At 71.0% G+C, this 22,332-nt stretch carries 17 protein-coding genes and 1 pseudogene; 8 read left to right on the top strand and 10 right to left on the bottom strand.

Features of this window, described 5'->3' with window-relative positions; genetic code table 11:
• Positions 1–100: 100 nt before the first annotated feature.
• Both pepN (OG746_RS27910) and OG746_RS27905 read left to right on the top strand, forming a co-directional pair.
• A complete protein-coding gene (gene pepN, locus OG746_RS27910; RefSeq protein WP_266719619.1) occupies positions 101–2,686 on the top strand; it encodes an aminopeptidase N in 2,586 nt (861 codons plus the stop codon).
• A gap of 243 nt (positions 2,687–2,929) precedes the next feature.
• Complete coding sequence (locus tag OG746_RS27905; RefSeq protein ID WP_266719617.1) at positions 2,930–3,991, top strand: hypothetical protein; 1,062 nt, start codon at positions 2,930–2,932, stop codon at positions 3,989–3,991.
• 9 nt (positions 3,992–4,000) lie between these two features.
• Here the strand turns inward: OG746_RS27905 and OG746_RS27900 are convergent, their stop codons facing one another.
• Complete coding sequence (locus tag OG746_RS27900) at positions 4,001–5,143, bottom strand: serine hydrolase domain-containing protein (protein WP_266719615.1); 1,143 nt, start codon at positions 5,141–5,143, stop codon at positions 4,001–4,003.
• A 98-nt stretch (positions 5,144–5,241) separates the two neighbouring features.
• A complete protein-coding gene (locus OG746_RS27895) occupies positions 5,242–7,011 on the bottom strand; it encodes a TIGR03767 family metallophosphoesterase (protein WP_266719613.1) in 1,770 nt (589 codons plus the stop codon).
• A 504-nt stretch (positions 7,012–7,515) separates the two neighbouring features.
• Between OG746_RS27895 and OG746_RS27890 the strand changes: the two are divergent.
• A pseudogene (locus tag OG746_RS27890) lies at positions 7,516–7,893 on the top strand (transposase); the annotation flags it as partial.
• Between the two features lie 102 nt (positions 7,894–7,995).
• Here the strand turns inward: OG746_RS27890 and OG746_RS27885 are convergent.
• Positions 7,996–8,373 carry a nuclear transport factor 2 family protein gene (locus OG746_RS27885; RefSeq protein ID WP_266719611.1) on the bottom strand — a complete coding sequence of 126 codons (378 nt, stop codon included), beginning with the start codon at positions 8,371–8,373 and terminating at the stop codon, positions 7,996–7,998.
• 829 nt (positions 8,374–9,202) lie between these two features.
• Positions 9,203–9,652, bottom strand: a complete 450-nt coding sequence (locus OG746_RS27880; RefSeq protein WP_266719609.1) for an NUDIX hydrolase — start codon at positions 9,650–9,652, stop codon at positions 9,203–9,205.
• A gap of 214 nt (positions 9,653–9,866) precedes the next feature.
• On the opposite strand from OG746_RS27880, the gene OG746_RS27875 reads away from it, so the two are divergent.
• Entirely contained in the window at positions 9,867–13,190 is a 3,324-nt protein-coding gene (locus tag OG746_RS27875) for a S8 family serine peptidase (protein ID WP_266719608.1), read from the top strand.
• Positions 13,191–13,361: 171 nt separating this feature from the next.
• Here OG746_RS27875 and OG746_RS27870 read toward each other — a convergent pair whose 3' ends face one another.
• Positions 13,362–14,075 carry a hypothetical protein gene (locus tag OG746_RS27870; protein WP_266719606.1) on the bottom strand — a complete coding sequence of 238 codons (714 nt, stop codon included), beginning with the start codon at positions 14,073–14,075 and terminating at the stop codon, positions 13,362–13,364.
• Between the two features lies 1 nt (position 14,076).
• The gene (locus tag OG746_RS27865; RefSeq protein WP_443063087.1) at positions 14,077–14,670 is read right to left on the bottom strand and encodes a sigma-70 family RNA polymerase sigma factor; all 594 of its coding nucleotides are present in this window, start codon (positions 14,668–14,670) and stop codon (positions 14,077–14,079) included.
• Positions 14,671–14,787: 117 nt separating this feature from the next.
• On the opposite strand from OG746_RS27865, the gene OG746_RS27860 reads away from it, so the two are divergent.
• Positions 14,788–15,807: an aspartate-semialdehyde dehydrogenase gene (locus tag OG746_RS27860; RefSeq protein ID WP_266719602.1), complete on the top strand. Its 1,020-nt coding sequence runs from the start codon at positions 14,788–14,790 to the stop codon at positions 15,805–15,807.
• A 27-nt stretch (positions 15,808–15,834) separates the two neighbouring features.
• On the opposite strand, the gene OG746_RS27855 is transcribed toward OG746_RS27860, so the two are convergent.
• On the bottom strand, positions 15,835–16,014 hold the full coding sequence (locus tag OG746_RS27855) for a hypothetical protein (protein ID WP_266719600.1): 180 nt from the start codon (positions 16,012–16,014) through the stop codon (positions 15,835–15,837).
• 40 nt (positions 16,015–16,054) lie between these two features.
• Positions 16,055–16,561, bottom strand: coding sequence for a DUF1203 domain-containing protein (locus OG746_RS27850; RefSeq protein WP_266719598.1), 507 nt, complete (start codon positions 16,559–16,561; stop codon positions 16,055–16,057).
• 138 nt (positions 16,562–16,699) lie between these two features.
• Between OG746_RS27850 and pepN (OG746_RS27845) the strand changes: the two genes are divergently transcribed.
• Positions 16,700–19,273 (top strand): aminopeptidase N, encoded by a 2,574-nt coding sequence (pepN, locus tag OG746_RS27845; RefSeq protein ID WP_266719596.1) that lies wholly within the window; start codon positions 16,700–16,702, stop codon positions 19,271–19,273.
• Positions 19,274–19,319: 46 nt separating this feature from the next.
• Positions 19,320–19,544 (top strand): DUF6332 family protein, encoded by a 225-nt coding sequence (locus OG746_RS27840; RefSeq protein WP_266719594.1) that lies wholly within the window; start codon positions 19,320–19,322, stop codon positions 19,542–19,544.
• A 71-nt stretch (positions 19,545–19,615) separates the two neighbouring features.
• Here the strand turns inward: OG746_RS27840 and alc are convergent, their stop codons facing one another.
• Together alc and OG746_RS27830 are read right to left on the bottom strand one after the other, a co-directional pair.
• Positions 19,616–20,746, bottom strand: a complete 1,131-nt coding sequence (gene alc / locus OG746_RS27835) for an allantoicase (protein ID WP_266719592.1) — start codon at positions 20,744–20,746, stop codon at positions 19,616–19,618.
• 109 nt (positions 20,747–20,855) lie between these two features.
• On the bottom strand, positions 20,856–21,776 hold the full coding sequence (locus tag OG746_RS27830; protein WP_266719590.1) for a LysR family transcriptional regulator: 921 nt from the start codon (positions 21,774–21,776) through the stop codon (positions 20,856–20,858).
• A 44-nt stretch (positions 21,777–21,820) separates the two neighbouring features.
• On the opposite strand from OG746_RS27830, the gene OG746_RS27825 reads away from it, so the two are divergent.
• The gene (locus tag OG746_RS27825) at positions 21,821–22,147 is read left to right on the top strand and encodes a GNAT family N-acetyltransferase (protein ID WP_524540481.1); all 327 of its coding nucleotides are present in this window, start codon (positions 21,821–21,823) and stop codon (positions 22,145–22,147) included.
• The last annotated feature ends 185 nt before the right edge of the window (positions 22,148–22,332 follow it).

Raw genomic sequence — 22,332 nt, 5'->3', positions numbered from 1 at the left:
CAACGCGGCCCGTGCCCGGTCCATTCCCCGATGTCCGGTGTCGGAGCCGCGTGCGAGGATCGTAGGCGGCTGAACAGTTACGTCACAAAGGAGTGCCGCCGTGCCCGGTGAGAATCTGTCCCGCGACGAGGCCCGCGAGCGGGCGGGTCTGCTGTCCGTCGACGGGTACGAGGTGGCGCTCGACCTGCGCTCCGCGGTCGGCGACTTCGCCGGCGAGGGGCCGCGCACCTTCCGTTCCGTGACCACGATCCGGTTCCGGTCGAACGAGGCGGGGGCGGCCACGTTCGTCGACCTGATCGCGCCGTCCGTGACGGCCGTGTCGCTGAACGGCGAGGACCTCGACCCGGCGGCCGTGTTCGACGGCAACCGCATCCAGCTGGAGAACCTGGCGGAGGACAACGAGCTGGTGGTCGACGCCCAGTGCGCGTATTCGCGTACGGGTGAAGGCATGCACCGCTTCGTCGACCCCGAGGACGGCGAGGTGTACCTCTACACGCAGTACGAGCCCGCCGACTCGCGCCGCGTGTTCGCCAACTTCGAGCAGCCCGACCTGAAGGCGCCGTACCGGTTCAGCGTGCAGGCCCCCGAGGGATGGACCGCATGGTCGAACGGCACGGGTGAACTGGTCGACGGCGTCTGGCAGTTCGCGGAGACCAAGCCGATCTCGACGTACATCACGGCGGTCGTCGCCGGGCCGTACCACTACGTGACGGATTCCTACGAGCGGACCTTCGAAGACGGGTCGAAGCTCGTCGTCCCGCTCGGCGCGATGTGCCGCAAGGGGCTCGCCCCGTACTTCGACGCCGATGACGTCTTCACGGTGACCAAGCAGGGCCTCGACTTCTTCCACGACCACTTCGACTACCCGTACCCCTTCGGGAAGTACGACCAGGCCTTCGTGCCCGAGTACAACCTGGGCGCCATGGAGAACCCGGGGATGGTGACCTTCCGCGAGGAGTTCATCTTCCGCGGGAAGGTCACGCAGGCGTCCTACGAGCGGCGCGCGAACGTGATCCTCCACGAGATGGCCCACATGTGGTTCGGCGACCTCGTCACCATGCGCTGGTGGGACGACCTGTGGCTGAAGGAGTCCTTCGCGGACTTCATGGGCGCGTTCTCGATGGTGGAGGCGACGCGGTTCACGGACGGCTGGATCACCTTCGCCAACAACCGGAAGTCGTGGGCGTACCGAGCGGACCAGCTGCCGAGCACGCACCCGATCACGGCCGACATCCGGGACCTGGAGGACGCGAAGCTCAACTTCGACGGCATCACGTACGCCAAGGGCGCCTCCGTACTGAAGCAGCTCGTCGCGTACGTCGGGCGGGACGCGTTCCTGGAAGGCGCGCGGCGGTACTTCAAGCGGCACGCCTACGGGAACACCGAACTGGGCGATCTGCTGTCGGCGCTTGAGGAGACGAGCGGGCGCGACCTGGCGACCTGGTCGCGGTCCTGGCTTCAGACCGCGGGCGTCAACTCCCTTACCCCGCAAGTCACGTTGAACGCCGAGGGGCGGATCACCGAGCTGGCGGTGGTGCAGGAAGCGGCCGAGTCGCACCCCGAACTGCGCCCGCACCGGGTGGCCGTGGGCCTGTACCGGCGTGCGGCAGGCGGCGCCGTCGAGCGGTACGCGCGCGCCGAGGTCGACGTGGACGGGCCGCGGACGGTCGTGGGCGAGCTGGCCGGGGCCGAGGCTCCCGAGCTCGTACTGGTCAACGACGACGACCTCACCTACTGCAAGATCCGGTTCGACGAGGGGTCGCTGGCGACGCTGCGGGACCACCTCGGGGACATCTCCGACCCGCTGGCGCGGGCCCTGTGCTGGTCGGCGCTGTGGAACGCGACGCGGGACGCGTTGATGCCCGCGCGTGACTTCATCGATCTCGTGCTGCGGTTCGCGGGGCGCGAGTCCGACATCGGGGTGCTCCAGACGCTGCACGCGTGGGCGCGCTCCGCGCTCGTGCACTACGCGGTGCCCGAGTGGCGCGAGACCGGTGGCCGGCTGCTCGCCGAGGGCGCGCTCAAGGAGCTGCGGATCGCGGAGCCGGGGAGCCAGCACCAGCTGACGTGGGCCCGGTTCTTCGGAGCGGTCGCCTCCAGCGAGGCCGATCTCCAGTTGCTCCAGGGGCTGTTGGACGTTTCCGGCGGCGCGAAGATCGACGGGCTCGACGTCGACCAAGAGCTGCGGTGGGCGTTCCTGGAGACGCTCGCGACGTACGGGGTCGCGAACGAGGGCGTACTGGCGGCGGAACTGGCGCGGGACGACACCGCCTCCGGCAAGCGGCACCAGGTGCGGTGCCTCGCGGCGCGGCCGTCGGAGGCCGTGAAGGCGCAGGCCTGGGCGCAGGTCGTGGAGTCGGACGCGTTGAGCAACGCGCTGGTGGAGGCGACCATTTCGGGGTTCCAGCAGCCGTCGCAGCGGGCGCTCACCGCGAAGTACGCGGAGAAGTACTTCGCGGTGATCGAGCGGGTGTGGGAAGAGCGGTCGATCCAGATCGGGATGGATGTGGTGCGGGGGCTGTTCCCCGGGCTGCAGGACTCGCAGGCGACGCTGGATGCGACGGACGCGTGGCTGTCCGGGCATGAGGGGGGTGCGCCGGCGTTGCGGAGGCTTGTGCTTGAGGCGCGGGACGACTTGGCGCGGGCCTTGCGGGGGCAGGCGTGTGACGGGGCTGCGGGCAGGTAGTCGGAGTGGTGGCGGTACCCCGGGGTTTCGGCCTCGGGGCTCTGCCCCGGACCCCGCGGGCTCTCGTCCAAGAGCGGGGCTTAAGTGGTGTTACTGAATGCTGGCAATCGCGGCCGTAACCCCCGGTGCCGCCTGGTCTTTTCGGCAGGAGGTGGGGACACCTTTAGGGCGACGATGTCCGGAGTTTCCTACGGGGGTGTAACAGCGGTTAGTGGGGGGTTCTTGGGCGGGAATGGGCGGGTCATGAACCAGAACACCCCCGCCCCGCTGTCGCCCCGCCCCCTGCGCCACCTCAACCAGAACCAGCGGCAGCTGATGAGCGCCGCGCAGCTGAAGGCGCACGGCGTGGGCGCCGCCGCCGTGTCCGAGCAGTGCCGGGCCGGTGGGACCTGGCAACAGTTGCTGCCAGGTGTGTATTTGTTGCACCCCGGCCAGCCCAGCGACGAGGAGCGGCTGCACGCCGTGCTGATGTACTCGGGGCGGGCCCCCGAGCGGCGCGGGCGCCCGGACGGGGTGCCCACGCAGCACGCCCCCGGTCGCGCGCCGTACTCCGACACCATCGTCACCGGGCTCGCCGCCCTCGCGCTGCACGGCTTCTCCGCCGCTCCCCCGCTGTCCTCGCTCGACCACATCGACGTGCTCGTCCCGCGCACCCGGCGGTTGCGGTCCACCGCCTTCGCGCGGCTGATCCGGACCACCGCCCTGCCGACTCCCGTACAGCTGAAGGGAGTTCCGGTCGCCCCCGTGCCGAGGGCGCTCGCCGACGCGGTGTCCCGGCTGTCCGACGCGGGCGCCGTACGACGGCTGCTCACCGAGGCCGTACGGGGCGGGCACTGCGAACCGGCCGCCGTCGTACGGGAGTTGTCGGCGGCCCGGCTGCTGACCAGGCCGCACGTCATCGACGCCGTCGACTCGCTGCTCGCCGAGGGGCGGACCATCGCCGAGGACCGGCTGTACGCGATGGTGCGCGAGTACGGGCTGCCCGACCCCGTGTGGAACGTGGATCTGCGGCTGCCCGGCGGCCCGCACCTCGGCGGCGTCGACGCGTTCTGGCCCGATCACTCCGTCGCCGTCGAGCTGGACACCCGGGCGCCGCGCCATGGCCTTCGGCAGGACGACGACGCGCTGTGGAGCGAGTACGCCCGTAAGCGCGAGCACCTGGAGCGGCTCGGGATCACCGTCGTGCACATCTCCCCGAAGAAGCTGCGCGAGTCGATCGAGCAGCAGGCCGCCATCGTGCGGACCGCGCTGATGGCTTCCGGCGACCGGGACCCGGCGGCGTACGTCGTGGTGCTGCCGCGGTGAGTCGGTGGGCTACTTGCCGCAGAACTCCGCCTCGGCGACCTTCGTCATGTCGCCCGCCCAGTCGCCGTTGAAGTTGAGGGCGAGGGAGTGGCTGCCGTCGGGCGTCGTCAGGACGAGCGACGACGAACCGTGGATGCCGCCGCCGTGGCCCCACACGACCGTGCCGCACTCCAGCTTCCAGCGCTGCAGGCCGAGGCCGTAGGCGGAGTCCGGTCCCTGGGTGCCGCCCGGCGCCGTGGTCCGCATCTCCTTCATCTGCTCGGGCGGCAGCAACTCGCCGCGGACCAGGGCGGTGTAGAAGCGGTTCAGGTCGGCGGAGTCGGAGATCATCTCGCCGGATCCGAAGGAGCCGCTCGGGTTGAACTCGGTGACGTCGTACGTCGGCCCGGCGCTGTCGCCCAGCTTGGAGTACGCCCGGGAGGCGGGGCGCGGCATGCGTGGGTCGGTGCCGGGGACCTTCGTGGCGCGCAGGCCCAGGGGCTCGATGATGCGGTGTTCGATCTCGTCCCCGTACGCGTGGCCGGTCGCCTTCTCGATGACCATGGCGGCGAGCGCGTAGTTGGTGTTGGAGTAGTCCCAGCCGCCTCCCGGGTCGAAGCGCGCCTTGTTGCGCACGCCGATGCGTACGAGCTCCTCCGGCGCGAAAGTGTCGTTGCGGTGGTCGAGGAAGTTCTTGGTCATGTACGCCTCGTTGAACCGCGCGTCCTCCAGGTAGTCGGCGATGCCGCTGGTGTGGTTGAGCAGATGCCGCAGGGTGATGCGATCGGCGTCGTATCCGTCGCCGGTGACGAGGCCGGGCAGCCAGTGCTCGACGGTGTCGTCGAGGTCCAGCTCCCCTTCGGCCTCCAGCTGGAGGAGGACCGTGGAGACGAACGTCTTGGTGACGGAGCCGACGCGGTAGTGGTCGTGGGCGCCGCGCGGCTTGTGGGTGGTGAGGTTCCCGACGCCCGAAGTCCCCTTCCACGTACGGCCGTTGCCGCGGACCTGAGCGGTGGCGCCGGGGACACCCTCGCGTACGGCGGCATCCAGGGCACGCTGGGTGGCTCGGTGGCCGTCGCGGTCCGGGCCCGATGCGAGGGCCGGAGTGGCGAGCGCCCCGGTCGTGATCGCCAGCACTGTCGCCGCCCCCAGCAGGGCCGTGCGCTTCAGCATGTGTCTCCTCCGTTGCCGTGCCGTGGTGTCGCGTTCGACCGGAGGGACTTCGGGGGTGGGTGCGGGAGTTGAGCCGATGTCGGCCGGTTGAGCCGGAATCAGCCCTTTCGGAGGACGAGTTCGGTGTTGCGGTCGCCCGGGGTGCCGGAGAGCGTGGCGCGTGAGCCGGGCGCGTTGTAGGAGAGCTCGCGGTAGAGGGCGGCAAGACCCGTCTGCGTGAGGTCCGTGAAGTCGGTGCGGTGCGGGGCCGAGGACTCGATGAGCGTCGTGAAGACGGACAGCGTGCCGTCGCGGTTGTCGGCGACCTCGATGATGCGGGCGAGCTGCGGAAAGTCGACGTGGGATGCGGTGGAGATCTCCCAGAAGCCGGTGCCGTCGCCGGTGCCCGCATGTGGCGTGATGTCGTTCTTGTGACTGTGGCCGTTCACCCAGGCGAGGACGGGGCGGTGGGCCGCGAGCAGGGCGGTCAACTCCTCGCCGCCGTGCCGCCGTTCGCCGCGGCGGTCCGGGTCCTCGCGGAGGTTGCGCATCGTCTTGGAGGTGTGGTGGGAGAAGACGAGGACGTGGTCGCCGCGCCGCTCGGCGGCCTTCAACTCACCCTTGAGCCAGTCCAGTTGGGACGCACCGATCGAGCCCTCGTAGTGGCCGGCCGGGTCCGTGGTGTCGAGGCTGATGCCGAGGACGTCGTCGGAGATCCGGAACGCGTAGTGCTGCGTCGCGTCGGCCAGGTTGGCCTGGGTGTAGCCGTGGCCGATCGGGCCCGGCCCCATGTGCGCAGGGTCGAGGTGGGCCGCGACGTACTCGACCGGCGTGAACGGGGCGCGCGACTCGTCGGGCGTCACCCGGCGCATCTTCCGCTTGTGCGAGACGAGCAGCTCCTTGAACGCCTTGCCCTTCGGGTCCCCGCCGTTCTGTACGTTGTCCCAGATCGCCTTGCCCGTGGCGGTGTCGAGGTCCATCAACTTGCGGTCACCCACCGCGAATTCGGCGAAGTACGGGTCCGCGGGCGCGTAGCAGCCGCCGGGCAGCGAGTCGTGGTTGCCGACCGTGGAGTACCAGGGGACGTTCAGGCCGGGGCTCTGCAGTTCGGAGATCGCGGCGTCCAGGAAGCCGGGGATGCGGGGGAAGCCGTGGTCCCGCTTGTCGCCGTCCCGGAATGCCTCGTCCGGCTGCCAGTAGAGGGGAAGCCCGCTGTTCTGGACGCCCTCGTAGTGGCGGGGGTCGCCGGTGTTGGGGCTGATGCGGCCGCCGCTCATCGCTTTGAGGAACCAGTCGAGTTCGGAGCGGGCGTTGTTGTCGGTGTTGTCGCCCGTCGTCATCACGAAGTGCAGCGGCGAGGCGGTGACGGGTGCGCCGCGCAGGGCGTTCACCCGTTCCACGAGGGCGACGGCCCCGGCTACGCTCAGCGCCTCCTGCGGCCGCCAAGCGCTGGCGGTCTGCGACCTCAAGTACTCGTAGCGCAGGGGGTGTTGTACGTCGACCAGGTGGAGGTCGGTGAACTGGACGAACGCGGCGAGGGGCTTCCGCTTGGCCTCGCGGTCGCTGCGGGCGGAGCCGAGTTCGGTGCGGACGACGCGGGTCCAGGCCGGTCCGTCGCCCAGGCGCCGGTAGCCGGAGCCCGCGGCGGCGGTCGCGACGGCGGCGAGGGTGGTGCCGCGGGTGTAGGGGGCGAGTGGGGCGGCGGGTGCTTGGCGGGACATCGCCCTTGCCGGGGCGGCGGCGGCCGGGTGGGCGGCGGCGTTGGTGCCGCCTGCCGGTCCGAGGGCGTATCCGATACCGGCAGAGAGGGTCACCGCGCCGGTCGCGGTCAGGAATGCGCGGCGGTCGATCTCTGCGGCGGCTGTGGTGACAGAGCGTATGCGCGGCATGGCGCGGTCTCCCCGAGTGCGAACGCGTCGACAGTGACGGCCGGGCCGGTCCGGTCGAACCGCCCCTCCGTACTGGATGGTTGGCAGTGGGGATGACCTGCGCGTGAACGGCGACGCAACGCGTGGCGCCGATCACGTACGTGGATCTAGGGGCGGGCGTGGGGGTGCCGCATCGTCACGCGGGGGTGGGCCGTGGGCGCCCTGTCGGTCACGCCGTGTTCATCTTTCGGGGAAGGGGGGCGGTGCGCGGGGGCGGTGGTGGGGGGCGGTGACGTGGCCGACGCCTGTCGTGAGGAGTGCGCGGCACCGGTGGTGGGGGGCGGTGCCGCGGCCGACGCCTGTCGTGAGGGATGCGCGGCGCCCGGGGATGCGGGGCTGCGCCGTGACCGACGCCTGAGGTGACTGGCGCGCGGCGCCGGTCCTTGTCCGGCTGCGCCGGTGCCCGGTCATCTCCCACCCACCCGCCCCTTCCGGGGGCTTCGGCCCCCGTGCCTAGCGCTGTGACAGTTCGGGCCGTTGGGGATCCGGCCCACCGCAGGCTCCTGCTGGGCGAAGCAGGGCAACCGGCTGCCGGCGACCTACCGCCGCACCCACGGCGTCACCTGCTTCCACGGCTGCTGCTCCGTGGGCGACGACCGACTGTGGGGCGTCAACCGCCGCCGCAAGGGCACCGCCAACACCCTGGCCGCGCTGAAGTCGATCCGTGCCGCCCGACCCGACGGCGCCCCGATCCACGTCATCCTGGACAACCTCTCCGTCCACACCAGCGCCGACATCCGCCGCTACCTGCGCCGGCGCACCGCCAACGCCCGTCGCCCCGACGTAGTTGCCGCCCAACGCAAGGAACGCGTCCGCATCCGCAGCGAGAAGGGCCTCCGCTAGGGCGGACGTCCCCTCAACGCCGCAGCCTGACCGACCGCGAACCGCAGCCTCGGAGTGCCGAAAGGGACAAGTTCACGAGAGGGACAGCGACAGAAGGACGACTCAGGAGGCGGACGGCTTGATCTCCCCCGCAAAGACGATGACCTGGTCGATGAGGCTCCGCCGCAGATGGACGACGTCCGTTCCCGCCAGGCGGGGGCCTCCATCCGGCGTGGTGAAGACCCACTGGTACCGGGCCCACTCGTCCGGCATGTCCACCGCTGAGCAGCGCACCATCGTGCCGGTCCCCGCCGGGTGGCGCCGGATGTCCAGCACGAACCGCTCGACCGCCGCGATTCCTTCGCTGCGACCCAACGGCCCCCAGAAGACCACGTCCGAGGTCAGGGCCTGGGAGAGCAGGGCAGTCACATAGCCGTCGTCCGAGGCGTTGAACGCGGAGATGAACGTGTCGATCGCGGAGCGTGCCGTCTCTTCCTGCATGCCCCAGTAATACCAGCCGTTGTGCGGGAGCTCGTCCCGCGAGCCGCCTTCCGATCACGGTGGACCATCCCGGTAACAGCGCTGGGGCTGTGCCGGGGCCGGGGCCTGTGGTGGTGGGTGCGTGGCACCGGGTCCCGGAGCCTTGCCGGGGTGGGCGCCGATGTGACGGGTGCGCGGCGCCGGTCCTTGTCCGGCTGCGCCGGTGCCCGGTTACCTCCCGCCCTCCCGCCCCCTCCGGGGGCTTCGGCCGGTGGTCGGGGGCGCTTCGGCCCGGGGCGGGAGTTCGCCGGGGCCGGTGTGCGGTGCTGGCCGTTCCGGGGTCGGGCCCCGCGTCATGGGTGCGCGGCATCGGGGTGCCGCCTTGCCCACCCTGCCGCCCCAGGCGGCAGATTGCCCAAGACGGCGACGGCCGGCCGCCATGGGAGGGCAGCCGTGGCTGCCGTCGGATCGCCCAAGGCGGTGGCGCACCCCGTCGGGCCGAAGCCCCCGGAGGGGGCGGGCGGTGGGAGATGGGCGGGAGCCGGGCCAATGCCTGCGAGTGGGCGAGACAACTCAAGCCCCGCTCCGGGACGAGACTCGCAGGGTCCGGGGCGGAGCCCCGTTCTCTTCAGCCCCGCCGGCGATTGAGGCGCGGGGACCGGGGCAGAGCCCCGTGGCCGGGGACCGGCGGGCCGTCACGAGCGGATGTGGCCGGGGACCGGCGGGCCGTCACGAGCGGATGTGGCCGGGGACCGGCGGGCCGTCACGAGCGGATGTGGCCGGGGACCGGTGGGCCGTCATGGGCGGATGTGGCCGGGGCAGCGCCCCATGGCCGGGAGACGGGGAGCCGTCACGGGTGGATGTGGCCATCCCCCGGCCGGTCACGCCACAAGTCCATGCCCACGTCCACCAGTTCCACCCGCGGGAGGTCCTGGACCGCGGCGAGGTCGTGCCAGGCCGCCATGTCCGTGGAACCGTTCTGCTCGTGGCGCAGGGCACCGCCCGTGATCACCCCTTCGTAGACGAGACGCAGACCGTGGAAGTCCGCCATCTTGCCGAGCTTGCGGGGGTAGCGTCGCAGCACGGAGTGGACGCCGAGCAGGACGACCGGGTCGACGACATAGCCGGTCTCCTCGTCGACCTCGCGGATCACCGTGTCGTAGGGGTCCTCACCGTGGTCCATCCCCCCGCCCGGAAGCGTCCACCGTTTGCTTCCGTCCCCCGCGATCCAGCGGGCGAGCAACACCTGCCCCTCTCTGACGCACACGGCGTAGGCCGCCACCCTCAGCTCTTTGTTCATCCCCCGACGCTAGAGGCATCCGCCCCCTGGTGCAGGTGTTACGCGCCTTGCCGGTCCCGTCACGGTTTGGGCGTGATGGCGCATGGCGGAAGTACGCCATGGCGAGTTCCCGGCCCGGGCAACTCTCCCCAAACTGTGGTCACTTGCGTAAAGCTGAGCGGTCATCCGGCACCGAAATCCGGATTCCTTTCTCCATTTACGTACAGGGATGCAGATGACCACCGATCCCCAACGCGCTCCCATATCCGGCGCGAGACGCGCGGCCCGGCTCGCGGCGGCCGCCGGACTCGCGGCCGCGCTCACCGCGACCGGGCCGATACCCATGGCCTTCGCCGCGGACGCGGACCCGGCCCCGACCCAGGCCCCCAAGTCCGCGAGCGACAAGCTCGGCGCACACGACGCCGAACTGCTCGCCGACGCCAAGGCCGACGGCACGAAGAACGTGACCATGATGGTCGCGACCACTCCCGGGCAGACCGAGCAGGTCGCGAAGCAGCTCGACGCCGTCAAGGGCGGCTCCGTGGGCCGCACCTACGACAAGCTCGGCTATGTGCGGGCGACCGTGCCGACGGGCCGCGCCGATTCCGCGATCAGGTCCGCCGAGAAGCTCGGCTCCGTGCGCGGCATCGATCTGCGCCAGGAGATCGCGCTCGACGATCCGACGCCGTCCGCCGACACCGCCAAGTCCGCCAAGGCCTCGGCGGCCAAGGCCACCGGCTCGTACAGCGGGCCCGGCAAGGACACCCCCGCCAAGAACCCGTACAACCCGTCCTTCGAGACGGGCGCCGTCGACTTCGTGAAGCAGCACCCGAAGGCGGACGGCCGCGGCACCACCATCGGCATCCTCGACTCGGGTGTCGACCTCGGCCACCCGGCGCTGCAGAAGACCACGACCGGCGAGCGCAAGATCGTCGACTGGGTCACCGCGACCGACCCGATCGTGGACGGCGACGCGACGTGGCGGCCGATGGTCACCAACGTGACCGGGCCTACGTTCACGTACAACGGCCGTACGTACAAGGCGGCTTCGGGATCGTACGGGATCTCCACCTTCGCCGAGTCCGCCACGACCGGCGGCGACGCCAAGGGCGACGCGAACCGGGACGGCGACACCACCGACAAGTGGGGCGTGCTGTACGACGCCGCCAAGGGGACGGTGACCGTCGACCTCAACGACAACGGCGACTTCACCGACGACACCCCGATGAAGCCGTACAAGGACGGCCACCAGGTCGGCTACTTCGGCAAGGACAACCCGTCCACCGACGTCGTCGAGCGCCAGCCGTTCGTGGTGGAGTTCCGCAAGGACGTCCCCATGGACCCGTACGGCGGTGACTGGGTCGGCAAGAAGGCCGACTTCGTCAACATCGGCGTCATCGAGTCCGAGCACGGCACGCACGTCGCGGGCATCACCGCGGCCAACGGCCTGTTCGGCAACAAGAACATGAACGGTGCCGCGCCCGGCGCCAAGCTGGTCTCCTCGCGGGCCTGCACCTGGACCGGCGGCTGCACCAACGTCGCGCTCACCGAGGGCATGATCGACCTCGTGACGAAGCGCGGCGTCGACATCGTCAACATGTCGATCGGCGGGCTCCCCGCGCTGAACGACGGGGCCAACGCCCGCGCGCTGCTCTACACGCGCCTCATCGACGACTACGGCGTGCAGCTGGTGATCTCGGCCGGTAACTCCGGCCCCGGCGCGAACACCATCGGCGACCCGGGCCTCGCCGACAAGGTGCTGTCCGTCGGCGCGTCCATCTCGAAGGACACCTGGGCCGCCAACTACGGCTCCAAGGTCGAGAAGTCATACGCCATGATGCCGTTCTCCTCGCGCGGCCCGCGTGAGGACGGCGGCTTCGCGCCGCTCATCACGGCCCCCGGCGCCGCCATCAACTCCACCCAGACCTGGCTGCCGGGTTCGCCGACCCCGGAGGCGGGCTACTCGCTTCCCGCCGGCTACTCGATGCTCCAGGGCACCTCGATGGCCTCGCCGCAGGCGGCGGGCGCGAGCGCGCTGCTGATCTCGGCGGCCAAGCAGCAGAAGGTGTCGCTGAACCCGGCGAAGCTGCGCACCGCGCTCACCTCGACCGCGAAGCACATCTCGGGCGAGCAGGCGTACGCGGAGGGCTCCGGCCTCATCGACATCGTCGATGCCTGGGACTCCATTGAGGACAAGGCGAGCGCCCACACGTACACCGTGAAGGCGCCCGTCGACACCGCCCTCGACGACCAGCTCAAGACGCCGGGCTTCGGCACCGGCATCTACGACCGCGAGGGCGGCCTGAAGGCCGGGCAGAAGAAGACGTACGAGGTCACCGTCACGCGTACGTCGGGCTCGTCGAAGCCGGTGGCGCACAGGCTGTCGCTGAAGAACAACTCGGGTGACACCTTCTCGATCGTCGGGTCGAGCACCGTCTCGCTGCCGCTGAACAAGCCGGTCACCGTGAAGGTCGCGGCGAAGCCGAAGTCGGCCGGGCTGCGCAGCGCGATCCTGCGCGTCGACGACCCGAAGACCGAGGGCGTCGACCAGCAGATCATGGCGACGGCCATCGTCTCCTCGCCGGTCAAGTACACGTACCAGGCGAAGGGTTCGGTGCAGCGCAACGGCGTGAAGTCGTACTTCGTGACGGTGCCGGAGGGCGCGAAGTCGCTCGAGGTGCGGATGGGCGGGCTCGCCGCCAAGAGCCAGACGCGCTTCATTTCCATCCACCCGTACGGCGTTCCGGTCGACACGACGTCGACGCCGAACTGCTACCCGAACTACGGGGACGGTTCGGGCAACGGCTGCCGTCCCGACCTGCGTTCGTACGATGCGCCGCAGGCGGGCGTCTGGGAGATCGAGGTCGAGGCGCGGCGTACGTCGCCGGTGCTCGACAACCCGTACACGCTGGACGTCGCCGTGCTCGGCGCGGACTTCGACCCGGCGGTGCAGACGCTGCCCGAGGCGAAGGTGGGCACGCCCGCCGATGTCTCGTGGAAGGTGGCGAACAAGTTCGCGGCCATCAGCGGCGGCAAGCTGAAGGGCGGCGCGCTCGGTTCCTCGAAGACGACGCGGCCGACGATCGCGGGCGGCGCCTCGCAGACGTCGACCGTGGAGGTCCCCGAGGGTGCCGACAAGCTGGACGTCACGATCGGCAACGTCTCGGACCAGGCCGCCGACCTCGACCTCACGGTTCTCGACGCGGCGGGCACGGTTGTCGGGTCCTCCGCCGACGGTGACTCCGAGGAGTCCGTGAGCATCGCGAAGCCGGCCGCCGGTACGTACACGGTGCAGGTCGACGGGTACTCGGTGCCGTCCGGCTCGACGGAGTACGACTACGTCGACGTCTTCTTCGCGCCCTCGTTGGGCACGGTGAAGGTCGACGAGTCGAAGCCGGTGTCCCTGGCGACCGGGGCGTCGACCTCCGTCTCCGCGCAGGTCGTCGCGGCGGCTGCGGCGCCCGAGGGGCGCGAGTTCTTCGGGCAGGTGCAGTTGCTGAACGAGCGGGGTGTTGTCGCCGGCGCGGGCAGCGTAAAGATCGAGAAGGTCACGCCGTAGCCTCCGGCTGAGCGAGATCTGGGGGGCGGTCACCTGCGGGTGACCGCCCCTTCCGGCGTTACGGCCTCGGGGCTCCGCCCCGGACCCCGCGCCTCAAACGCCGGCGGGGCTGAAATGGGGCGCCGCCCCAAGCCCCGCGCCTCAAACACCGGCGGGGCTGAAAAAGCTGCTTTATGTGGCGCAGTCCAGGCCCCGCGCCTCCGGCAGCGCCCGCAGGATGTCCCTGCGGGTGTCGGCCATGCCCCGGCCCGTCTTCCAGTCCTGGCCGTCCTCGGGGTGAACCGGGACCCGGATCAGGGTGTACGTGCCGGGCTTGAGGTCCCTGCGGGCCGAACCGTCGAGGGTGACGGTCGTCGTGGGCTCGTCCCGTGGTGACCGTTCAGGCCGGTAGTAGCGCTCGACGTCGAGGACGACCCGCACGTCACCGTCGGCCCGCGGCGTGACACTGACCACCCGCCCCTCCGCCAGCACCCGCGAGCAGGCGATCCGCATCGCGGCGCGGGAGCCGGACTTCGCGTTCCCGCCCCCGTCGGGCGCCACCGCCTTGCTGTCCGCGGAGCCCGCGTCGTCGCCCCCGCCCCCCGGCGCGTTCACGCCCAGCCACACGATCCCGCCGAAGAGAGAGGCAGCGCAGGCCACGACGAGCCCCCCGAAGGCGAGCCGCAGCGGGCGCCGACGCGTGCGTACCGGCGCAGGCGGCACAGACTCCGCCACCGGATCCGCCCCCCGGCGGGCCCCCAACGCATCCCCCAACCCCCGCACCTGCTCCCGCAGCAGCGCGACATCCGCCGCGGCCGCCGCCGCGGCGGGGTCGTTGTCCGGCAGTGGCTCCCCGGTCACGGCCAGCATCAGCAGCCGGTCGTCGGACGCAGCGTCGTCGTTCATGTCACACCACCTCCCCTTCGCGCAGCCGCACCCGCAGCATCCGCACCGCCGTGTGCAGGCGGCTCTTGACCGTGCCCTCGGGCACACCCAGTTCCGCCGCGATGTCCCGCACCGGCAGATCCGCGTAGAACCGCAGCACGACCACCTGCCGCTGCTCGTCCGGCAGCTGGTCGAGCCCCTGTGCCACCGCCATCGACAGCACGCGCGTGTCGGCCGCGTCCCTTCCGTCCTCCTGGCGCAGCGCCGCCAGCCGCTCCCCCAGCCGCGCCTGGCGGGCCCGCGCCCGGTGCCAGTCCATGGCGAGGTTCGAGGCGACGACCGCCGCCCAGGCCGAGACGTCGCGGGGCGCCTCCTGCCCCTTCGCGGCCCGCTCCAGCAACCTCAGGCGCACCTGCTGCACGCCGTCCGGCAGATCCGCGTACGGCACCCCGCCGAGCGACAGCACGGCCCGCACCCGGTCCTCGACGGCGGCGTCCAGGGGGTCGTCCGGCCGGCCCCTCGGTTTTCTGCGCAGCACTGCGCCTCCCCTCCCCGCGTACGCCCTACGACGCAGGAGAAGACGGAAACGTTCAGGCGAAACTGTGGCCAGCGCCATACCGTCCCGGACCACGGACAATGGATTGGACAAGGCGGGCCTGGACAGACGCATCATGGACACACCCGCCGGGCCGGATGGCCGGCTGCGCGGAAACACGAAAGCTCGGAGGACCCTGTGAAGGTCGGAATCGTCGGCGCCACCGGTCAGGTCGGCACGGTCATGCGCAAGATCCTTGTCGAGCGGGACTTCCCGATCGACGAGCTGCGCCTGTTCGCCTCGGCCCGCAGCGCCGGCAAGGTGCTGGACGGTGTGACGATCGAGGACGCGTCGACGGCCGACTACAGCGGGCTCGACATCGTGCTGTTCTCCGCAGGTGGCGCCACGTCCAAGGCCCTCGCCGAGAAGGTCGCCGCCCAGGGCCCCGTCGTGATCGACAACTCCTCGGCCTGGCGCAAGGACCCCGAGGTCCCGCTCGTCGTCTCCGAGGTCAACCCGCACGCGATCGCGAACCGCCCCAAGGGCATCATCGCGAACCCGAACTGCACGACGATGGCCGCGATGCCGGTCCTGCGTCCGCTGCACGACGAGGCGGGCCTCGAGGCCCTGACCGTCGCCACGTACCAGGCGGTGTCCGGTTCCGGCCTCGCGGGCGTGGCCGAGCTGCACGGCCAGGCGCAGAAGGTCATCGCGGAGGCCGACAAGCTGACGCACGACGGCGAGGCCGTCGACTTCCCCGAGCCGAACGTCTACAAGCGCCCCATCGCCTTCAACGTGCTGCCGATGGCCGGCGCGATCGTCGACGACGGCCTGAACGAGACGGACGAGGAGCAGAAGCTCCGCAACGAGTCCCGCAAGATCCTGGAGATCCCGGAGCTGAAGGTCTCCGGCACCTGTGTGCGTGTCCCGGTCTTCTCCGGCCACTCCCTCCAGGTCAACGCCCGCTTCGCCCGTCCGATCAGCCCGGAGCGCGCCACGGAGCTGCTCGCGAAGGCGGACGGCGTCGAGCTCTCCGACATCCCGACCCCGCTTCAGGCGGCCGGCAAGGACCCGTCGTACGTGGGCCGTATCCGCAACGACGAGACGCTGGAGAACGGCCTGGCGCTGTTCATCTCCAACGACAACCTCCGCAAGGGCGCCGCGCTGAACGCGGTGCAGATCGCGGAGCTGGTGGCCAAGGAGCTGTCGGCCAAGTAGGCCGCTGCACGCAGCCCAAGGGGGCGGTCACCGTTCGAGGTGACCGCCCCCTTCGCGTACGTCGTCGGGCTGTGCCACGCGCGCCCGCAGCAGCTCGACGGCGGCGCGGAGCGCGGCGGACCGCGACGCGAGCCCGTTCGACGCCACGTACGCGTCGATGAACGCGATGTCGTCCTCGGGCAGATCCAGATCCAGGCTGATCTCCATGGCAGCGAGCCTGCCAGGTGGTTCGGACGGACGCGGCCGGTCAGGGCCGCCGCACCGCAAAGTGGTAACACCCGTACTCCAGCGCCCGTACGTGCACGTGCACCACACTCGGGTCACGGAACGCCTCGTCGAAGGCCGCGTCGAAGCCGGCCGTCGTCTCCTCCGAGATCTCCAGAAGCGCGCCTCCGACGATGTGCCCGCGGACGTCGTAGCGCCGTACGGTGCGCCGCGCGCCGGGTCGAGCGAAGGGGTAGCGGTCCTCCGGTGCGTAACCGCCGCAGTCCTCAGCGTGCACGAAGACCGGGCCCTGCTCGTCGTACGCGCCGGGGGTCGCGCCCGTCCGTGCCGCCCAGCGGCGCAGCGGGGCGTACGAGACGAGGGCGATACGTGCGCCCTCGCGGGCCGGGCGGAGGCAGCAGCGCAGCGGCGAGCCGACCGAGGCGTCACCGGCCGCGGTGAAGGGACGCATGGCGCGGCCCGCGTCGTCGGTGGCGCGGAGTTCCTTGAGTGCCGTCGGGTCGATGGGAAGTGCGGTGTACCTGGTCATGGCTCCAGGCTCGCTCCGGGCGCCCGTGTTCACCGGCGGGAAACGGACATCGCCTTCGCGTACCCCGCGTGGAAGGATGACCGGAAACGTCACAAACGTAGAACGTAGAACGTAGACCGCTTAATAGGAGATGACCGCGTGCCTGGCACCAATCTGACCCGTGAAGAGGCGCAGCAGCGGGCGAAGCTGCTCACCGTTGACTCGTACGAGATCGATCTCGACCTCTCCGGCGCGCAAGAGGGCGGCACGTTCCGGTCGGTGACCACCGTGCGCTTCGACAGCGCGGAGGCGGGCGCCGAGACGTTCATCGATCTCGTCGCCGACGCCGTGCACGAGGTGCTGCTCAATGGGCGGTCGTTGGATGTGGCCGCCGTGTTCCGGGATGCCCGGATCGCGCTGAAGCGCCTGGAGGCGGGGCCGAACGAGCTGAAGGTCGTCGCCGACTGCGCGTACACGAACACGGGTGAGGGGCTGCACCGGTTCGTCGATCCCGTCGACCAACAGGCTTACCTGTATACGCAGTTCGAGGTTCCGGACGCCCGGCGCGTGTTCGCGTCGTTCGAGCAGCCGGACCTCAAGGGCACCTTCCAGTTCACCGTGAAGGCGCCCAGCGGTTGGACCGTGATCTCCAACTCGCCGACGCCCGAGCCGAAGGACGACGTCTGGGCCTTCGAGCCGACGCCGCGCATCTCGACTTACATCACGGCGCTGATCGTCGGCCCGTACCACAGCGTCCACTCCTCGTACGAGAACGCCGAGACCGGGCAGAGCGTGCCGCTGGCGATCTACTGCCGGCCCTCGCTCGCCGAGTTCCTCGACTCGGACGAGATCTTCGCGGTGACGCGACAGGGCTTCGACTGGTTCCAGGAGAAGTTCGACTACACGTACCCGTTCGCCAAGTACGACCAGCTGTTCGTGCCCGAGTTCAACGCGGGTGCCATGGAGAACGCCGGTGCCGTCACCATCCGCGACCAGTACGTGTTCCGGTCGAAGGTGACCGACGCCGCGTACGAGGTGCGGGCCGCGACGATCCTGCACGAGCTGGCCCACATGTGGTTCGGCGACCTGGTCACCATGGAGTGGTGGAACGACCTGTGGCTGAACGAGTCGTTCGCGACGTTCGCCGAGGCCGCCTGCCAGGCGTACGCGCCGGGCTCGAAGTGGCCGCACTCGTGGACGACGTTCGCCAACCAGATGAAGACGTGGGCGTACCGGCAGGACCAACTGCCGTCCACGCACCCGATCATGGCGGACATCAGCGACCTCGACGACGTGCTCGTCAACTTCGACGGCATCACGTACGCGAAGGGCGCGAGCGTCCTGAAGCAGCTCGTCGCGTACGTCGGCATGGACGAGTTCTTCCAGGGCGTGCAGGCGTACTTCAAGCGCCACGCGTTCGGGAACACGCGGCTGAGCGATCTGCTCGGCGCGCTGGAGGAGACCAGCGGGCGTGACCTGAAGTCCTGGTCGAAGGCGTGGCTGGAGACGGCCGGCATCAACATCCTGCGCCCGGAGATCGAGACCGACGCGAACGGCGTCATCACCTCCTTCGCCGTCCGCCAGGAGGCCCCGGCGTTGCCCGAGGGCGCCAAGGGCGAGGCGACGCTGCGGCCGCACCGCATCGCGATCGGCTTCTACGACCTCGACGACGAGTCCGGCAAGCTGCTGCGCGGCGAGCGCGTCGAACTCGACGTCACGGCAACGGAGTCGACGCAGGTGGCGCAGCTGGTCGGCAAGCGCCGCCCCGCGGTGATCCTGCTCAACGACGACGACCTGTCGTACGCGAAGGTCCGCCTCGACGAGGAGTCCCTCGCGTTCGTCACGCAGCACCTCGGCGACTTCGAGGCCTCGCTGCCGCGCGCGCTGTGCTGGGCGTCCGCCTGGGACATGACGCGCGACGCGGAGCTGTCGACGAGCGCGTACCTGGACCTGGTGCTCAGCGGGGTCGGCAAGGAGTCCGACATCGGCGTCGTGCAGTCGCTGCACCGCCAGGTGAAGCTCGCCGTCGACCTGTACGCGGCGCCCGCCCACCGGGACGCGCTGCTGACCCGCTGGACCGAGGCGGCGCTCACCCACCTGCGGACCGCCGACGCGGGCAGCGACCACCAGCTGGCGTGGGCCCGCGCGTTCGCGGCGAGCGCCCGCACGCCGGAGCAACTCGACCTTCTTGAGGCCCTGTTGGACGGCTCCCAGACGATCGAGGGCCTTGCCGTCGACACCGAGCTGCGCTGGGCGTTCGTGCAGCGGCTCGCGGCGGTCGGGCGCCACGACGAGGCGGAGATCGCCTCGGAGTACGAGCGGGACAGGACGGCCGCCGGTGAGCGGCACGCCGCCAGCGCCCGCGCGGCGCGGCCGACCCCCGAGGCCAAGGCGGAGGCGTGGGCCTCGGTCGTCGAGACGGACAAGCTGCCGAACGCGGTGCAGGAGGCGGTGATCGGCGGCTTCGTCCAGACCGACCAGCGCGAACTCCTCGAGCCGTACACGGAGAAGTACTTCGCGGCGCTGAAGTCCGTCTGGGACTCCCGGTCCCACGAGATGGCGCAGCAGATCGCCATCGGCCTGTACCCGTCGATCCAGGTCTCGCAGGAGACGCTGGCCGCGACGGACGAGTGGCTGTCGTCCGCCGACCCGAGCGCCGCGCTGCGCCGCCTGGTGTCGGAGTCGCGGGCGGGCGTCGAGCGTGCGCTGAAGGCACAGGACGCGGACGTATAGCACCGCAGCCCGGCCCCCGTGCCCTCACTCGTGTGAGACTGGGCGCATGGGGGCCGGGCGGGAGTCGCGGGCGGAGAAGGACGCGATGACGGTGGAGATCGTCTACGCGTTGGTGAGCGGCGCGCTGATCGCCGGTGCGGTGACGGTGGTCGCCGTCGCGGTGACGCTGCCTGTCACTCCGCACGCAGTGGCGCTCGGCGGCCTCGTCGGCCTGGCACACATCGTGCGTGTGCTGCGCCGGTTCGACCGGGAGCGCCGCCTCGGGCGGTGAAATCCCGTACGTACGGGGGCTGTTGCTGCCCGTACGCACGGGGGCTTCAACTGCCCGCACGTACGGGGCTTTTACTGCGTGAAGCGGTCGCGCAGCGCCTGGCGGCCCGTCTCCGTCAGCGACCCGTGCACGCGCATCCGGGCCACGCCCCCGTCGGGGAACGCGTCGAGGCGTACGTGGGTGGCCACGGCCTCCTTCGGGAGCGGGAAGCGGTGCAGGGTGTCGGGCTCCAGCTTGGTGCGGGGGATGATCTCGAACCACTCGCCGGTCTCGCCGTCACGGCCGCTCAGGGCTATCCAGCCCGCCGAGTTGCCCTTCAGGTACGCGGTGTCGATCTCGACGGCGCGGATGGTGCCCTGCGCCGCGAGGCGGAAGCGGACCCAGTCGTTGGTGCCGTGGACGCGGCGGCGGCGGTTCTCCCAGCCGTCGTCCATCTTGCGCGAGGTGCCCGGCAGGATGATCTGCGTCGGCGAGGAGTAGAACTTGTCGGACGCGTCCTCGTAGGAACCGCCGTTGAGCACCGACGCCAGGTCGAACGTGCCGAGCAGGTCGAGCCACTCGGGGTCGGGGACGACCTCGCCGTGCACGCGGAGGCGGGCGATGCCGCCGTCGGGGTGCTGGCAGACGCGGATGTGCGTGTAGCGGCGCTCGCTGGTGATCGTGAAGGCGTTCGCCGCGTGGCCCTTGACCTGGCTCTTCGGGACGATCTCCTCCCACTTCACGTCGTCGGCGAGCAGCTCCGCGGGGCCGGGGGCGCCGGGCACGTTCGTGGCCTGGATGCTCACCTTCTGCGGGTAGTTGCCGCGGAAGTGGGCGGTGTCGACGATCACGCCGCGGACGACGCCGGGCGCGCCGAGCCGCACGATGGCCCAGTCGTGGTCCTCCGGAGCCGGGAACGGGGAGTCCGCGGTCCCCCGCCGCCTGCGGGTCTCCCAGCCGTCCATGACCTTGCCCTTGTGCCCGAAGTGCTCCGGGTCGAAGACGGCCCGCTCGCGCAGCAGCAGGTTCTCGCGCATCGCGAAGAACTCGTCGTTCGCGGCGATGACACCGCCGCCGAGCCGCCGGTCGGCGAGGTCGACGAGCTCGCTGAAGGCGTCGGCGTCACCGAAGGTGCGGTAGTCGGCGTACGGGTCGCCGCCTCCGTAGGGGGCGGCGTCGTTGGCGTGCGGGTCCTGGTCCTGGGCGGGTGTCGTCTGGGTCATGGGCCCACTGTCGCGCGCGACGAGCCGACAGGTCCATCGAAAGTTTTCGAGGTGGCCTTTCAGTTCTGCTGAACGGTCGGCGTGTCAGCTCTGCTGAACGGTCGGCGTGTCAGCTCTGCTGAACGGTCAGCGCTTCCAGGACCCTGCGCACCGCCGTCCCCTCCTCCGACCCCTTCCGTACGGCCGCCACCACATGCCGTACGGGACGGTCCGCGCCGAGCGGGCACATCACGACGCCGTCCCGCCGCGCCGCCGCCATCCGCGGCACCAGCGCGACCCCCATCCCGGCCTCGACCATGGCGAGGATCGCGGTCCACCCGGCCGCGCTGTGCGCCTGCTCCGGCACGAACCCGGCGGCCTCGCACGCGGCCGTCGTGATCTCCGACCAGGGCCCGGACCCGCCGAAGATCCACGGCTCACCGGCGAGATCGGCGAGCCGCAGGCCCGGCTCGCCCGCCAGCGGATGGCCCACCGGCAGCGCGACGTCCAGCGGGTCGGCGAGCAGCGGCACCCGCGTGAACTTGGGGTCGCGGGGCGTCGGCGCGTGCGCGGCCAGCGACAGGGCGAGGTCCACGTCGCCGGTGGCGAGCAGCTCGTACGCCTGCCCGGCCTCCGCCTCCCGCACCCGGACGGTGATGCCTGGGTGCGCGGAGCGCAGCTGCCGCACGGCGGGCACCACGAGCGCGGGCACGGCGGTGGAGAACGCGGCGACCCGCACCATCCCTGTCTCCCCGTGCACCCACTGTGCCAACTCGGCGTCGGCGCGCTCCAGTTGGGCGAACACGGCCTCCGCGTGCCGCAGCACGAGCTGCGCGGCGTCGGTCAGCCGCACCCGCCGGCCCTGCGCCTCGAGGAGCGGCACGCCGAGCTGCTTGGCGAGGTTGGTGAGCTGCTGCGAGACGGCGGACGGCGTCATGAGCAGCGTCTGCGCGGTGGCGGTGACGGTGCCGCACTCCCGCAGGGTGCGCAGGATCACCAGCTTCTTCACGTCCCACCGGTCGGGCCCCGGCACTCGCTTCTCGCTGCTCATACGCCACAACGTATCCGCTCGCGGCCGCGTCCTACGCTGACCCCATGACCCCCACATCGCCCTCCGCACGCCTTCGCCCGGCCCGCCCCGACGAGGCGGAGCGGCTGTCGGCCCTCGCGCTGCGCTCGAAGGCGCACTGGGGTTACGACGAGGTGTTCATGGCGGCGTGCGTGGACGAGCTGACGCTGCACCCGTCCGAGGTCACGCGCCGCCGTACGACCGTCGCCGAGGACGCGGACGGCCGGCTCCTCGGCCTGGTGACGCTCGAAGGGGCGCCGCCGGTGGGCGAGCTGGGCCTGATGTTCGTGGACCCCGACGCGATGGGGCTCGGGCCTGTCGTTTGGATCAGGCCGGATCAGGGAGCGGGGTAGTGGGGCCTCCCCTGCTCGAGCGAAGCCGAGAGCTTGGGGAAGCGTGCGATCGCAAGGCGGAGGAGGGAGGCGACGCGGAGCGTCGTCGACCGACGACAACGCCGAAGGGGGTCCCCCCTGCTCCTTAAGAGCTTGGGGGAGTGCGTGCCGGACCCCGCGAGCCCGGCCTGATCCAAACGACAGGC

Origin of the sequence: Streptomyces sp. NBC_01016, from assembly GCF_026341035.1 — a bacterium.
GTDB lineage: Bacteria > Actinomycetota > Actinomycetes > Streptomycetales > Streptomycetaceae > Streptomyces.
This window is presented reverse-complemented; position numbering and strand designations above follow the sequence as displayed.